Below are 3127 nucleotides of genomic sequence, written 5' to 3'. Positions count from 1 at the left end.
GGCGTTCCCACGTGGTGGGTATCTTCCCCAACGAAGAGAGCATAACCCGGCTTCTGGGTGCGGTGCTGACGGAGCAGAACGAAGAATGGCTGTTGCAGAACCGCTACCTGCCGCAGCACAGCATGGCGGAGATAGAGCAGACCGCTGAAAACGATGTGATCGAGGCGCTGCCACTCAGCGCTTAACAGACATATTACCGGACCGGAAGGCTGGATCTGAATTTACACCACCTTGACGGACTCGACCCGTGTCAGATCCCACACCGGCAGCCCAGTTTTTCAACCGGCCCGGCGTCCACTGTTGATGATGGCGGTGACGCTCCGGCATATGCTCTGCCGCAGTACTGTTACCCGGATGAAAGCGTCGAGGGTGACTGGCGATCATCGGCCCGTCAGCCCAGACCTCAAGCAAGTTGTCGAAGGCATGGAGTTCCACTGTTTTACCGACGTACTGATGCGGCACCGAGTAATGGCGCAGCTCATATTCAACGTGATAATCGATATTCACCTTCGCTTTCTTTATGTGGCGGTAGAGCCACGGTTGTACCGATAACGGTCAAAGTGCGGGTTTATCCAGCTTTTCGAAGGCTTCCCGCCAGTTGCTGGGCAGTTTTTTGAAGAGACGTTCGTTGAGCTCTGTAACCAGCGTACGGATGCAGTGGTTCAACTCTGCCAGCAAGAAGAAGACCTGATGCCGTAGCCGGGCGAGGATCCAGCGTTCAACGATCTGGACGCAAACTTCCACCTTCGGCTTGTCTCTAGGTTTTCGGGGCGGGCAGGTATCACCGCAACCTGATAGTACTCCGCCAGTTGCTGGTAGGATGGATTGAGTTCGGGATCGTAGCGACAGGCTTTATTAATCCCGCTTTTGAGGTTATTCGGGACTAGGATTTCGAGGATGCCGCCGATGAACTCCAGCATGCTGACGTGGCTGAGAAGCCAGTCCGGTAGCGACTGCGTATACGTGGCCTCTGCGAAGGTATACCCAACACTGCCACGAAGATCTGCGCCTAGCGGCATTCACCGGTTTCTGGCGAGATAACCGGCACCGTGGGCCCACAGTAGTCGATAAAGCATTTTTCACCGGCGAGATGCTGTTGGCGCATGGAGCGCTTCTGCGACTGGCACCAAGTCTGGTAGCGGCAGCAGAACTGCAAGTAACTGTACCCCCGGACTGGTATCCGCTGACAGTATTTTTCCCACAGAAGGTGGCAGGTGACGCCTTTCTTACTCAGCTCCATTATGGAAGGACAGGCCGACTTCAAAACGCAGCCTTAAAATTTCATGGATTTTACGCATGGCGATTCTCTTGTTTGGCATACATCTCTCCTAGAAATTAAAGGGAGAGGTATAGCAGAAAGATCAATGCGTTAAGAATGATTATAGAGACGTGAACAGCAATTCCGGTCAGGTGAACACCGATTCTGGCAAAATGAACAGTGATTCTGGTCATGGTGCTAAATCGTGGTATTTTCCGCCGGAATACGCGTCCACGCAAAACCAGAAACAGCGTTCACGTTCCGCCAGAATGAGTGTTCACGATCGGTCAGAATATGCACTGCGCTGGCGCGCAGCGTTTTCTCCCCGCCTGCGTATAAAGCAGGTGCATTCAGCGCGCTTTATTATTAATCTTTATACTCGGCTAAAAACAGCTATTCCACCCCTTTGCCGGAGCACATCGCATGACCGCACAACCTCAAGAATTGATTATTCGCCGCCCTGATGACTGGCATATCCATCTGCGTGATGGTGAGATGCTGGAGGCCGTGGTGCAGTATACCAGTGAGGTCTGTGGTCGCGCCATTGTGATGCCTAACCTCGTCCCGCCAGTGACCAGCGTTGCCGCTGCCCGCGCCTACCGCGATCGCATTATGGCTGCCGTTCCGGCTGCGCATGCTTTCATGCCGCTGATGACCTGCTACCTGACCGACGGCCTAGAACCGAACGAAATCGAAACGGGCTTTAACGAAGGGGTGTTTACCGCGGCGAAACTCTACCCGGCGCATGCCACCACCAACTCCGCGCATGGCGTCACCAGCATCGCGGCGATTGCCCCGGTGCTGGAACGTATGCAGAAGATCGGTATGCCGCTGCTGATCCACGGTGAAGTGACCGATGCCCATATCGATATCTTTGACCGCGAAGCGCGTTTTATTGAGAGCGTGCTGGATCCGCTACGTCAGCAGTTTCCGGAGCTGAAGGTGGTCTGCGAGCACATCACCACCAAAGAAGCCGCTGCTTACGTGCTGGAAAGCAATCGTTTTCTGGCGGCTACCATTACCCCTCAGCACCTGATGTTCAACCGCAACCACATGCTGGTTGGCGGCATTCGCCCGCATCTTTACTGCCTGCCAATCCTCAAACGCAACATCCACCAGCAGGCGCTGCGCGATGCGGTTGCCAGCGGGCACTCGCGCTTTTTCCTTGGCACCGATACCGCACCTCATGCCCGCAACCTTAAAGAAACCAGCTGTGGCTGTGCCGGCATGTTCAACGCCCCGTCTATGCTGAGCGCTTACGCAACGGTGTTTGAAGAGATCGACGCGCTGGCGCATCTGGAAGCCTTCTGCTCCGAGAATGGTCCTAACATCTACGGGCTGCCGCTGAATGAAGACACCATCAAGCTGGTGCGCCAGCCGTGGACCGTGGCAGAGAGCGTGCAGGTCGGTAACGATGGCCATACGCTGGTGCCATTCCTAGCAGGCGAGACGCTGAACTGGCGCGTCGAGAGTTAGCCTGTCCAGCGGGACGACCAGAAAAGTGGTCGTCTCCTGGGGTATCCCTTAGAAGTGACCGCTATCGCTAAACGGTCTGAGCTCAGCCCTAGTGTCGCTACCGATGTAAAACTGGCCCACCTGCCGATGTAAATCTGACCCACCCAGGGTAAAAATGGCAGTTTTAAGGCACTGCCAATGATGACATTGGAGACCAGAGTGGAGATGAGTGTTTTACACCGTCAGGGCATGTCGATACGCGCCATCGCGCGCCAGCTTTCATGCTCTCGTGAGACCGTTCGCAGATATATCCGTAGCCCGCTGCCCGTAGCGGATATCCGCTACAAGCCTCGCGTACCCAGACCCTGCAAGCTTGACCCGTGCAAGCCCTATATCCTTGAGCGCGTGGCCGCT

General features: G+C 55.4%; 3 protein-coding genes and 1 pseudogene. 3 read left to right on the top strand and 1 reads right to left on the bottom strand.

Annotated elements, in window-relative coordinates; genetic code table 11:
* The coding region (locus tag BBW68_RS15725; RefSeq protein ID WP_186821270.1) for a transposase at positions 1-185 on the top strand (185 nt) is incomplete at its 5' end.
* 61 nt (positions 186-246) lie between these two features.
* On the opposite strand, the pseudogene istA reads toward BBW68_RS15725, so the two are convergent.
* Positions 247-1249 (bottom strand): annotated as a pseudogene (gene istA, locus BBW68_RS19510) (IS21 family transposase); the annotation flags it as partial.
* A 432-nt stretch (positions 1250-1681) separates the two neighbouring features.
* Here istA and pyrC point away from each other — a divergent pair.
* Together pyrC and BBW68_RS15720 are read left to right on the top strand one after the other, a co-directional pair.
* On the top strand, positions 1682-2734 hold the full coding sequence (gene pyrC / locus BBW68_RS04150; RefSeq protein ID WP_070134126.1) for a dihydroorotase: 1053 nt from the start codon (positions 1682-1684) through the stop codon (positions 2732-2734).
* Between the two features lie 177 nt (positions 2735-2911).
* A partial coding sequence (locus BBW68_RS15720) for a helix-turn-helix domain-containing protein (protein WP_148127531.1) occupies positions 2912-3127 on the top strand: 216 nt, incomplete at its 3' end.

Origin of the sequence: Candidatus Erwinia dacicola (assembly GCF_001756855.1) — a bacterium.
Taxonomy (GTDB): domain Bacteria; phylum Pseudomonadota; class Gammaproteobacteria; order Enterobacterales; family Enterobacteriaceae; genus Erwinia; species Erwinia dacicola.
Note: the sequence above shows the minus strand (reverse complement) of the source record. Positions and strands in the feature narration are given on the sequence as shown.

Bases quoted from the DNA above. Each gene is read 5' to 3' on its own strand.
- pyrC (WP_070134126.1), top strand. From the start codon at position 1,682: ATGACCGCACAACCTCAAGAATTGATTATTCGCCGCCCTGATGACTGG.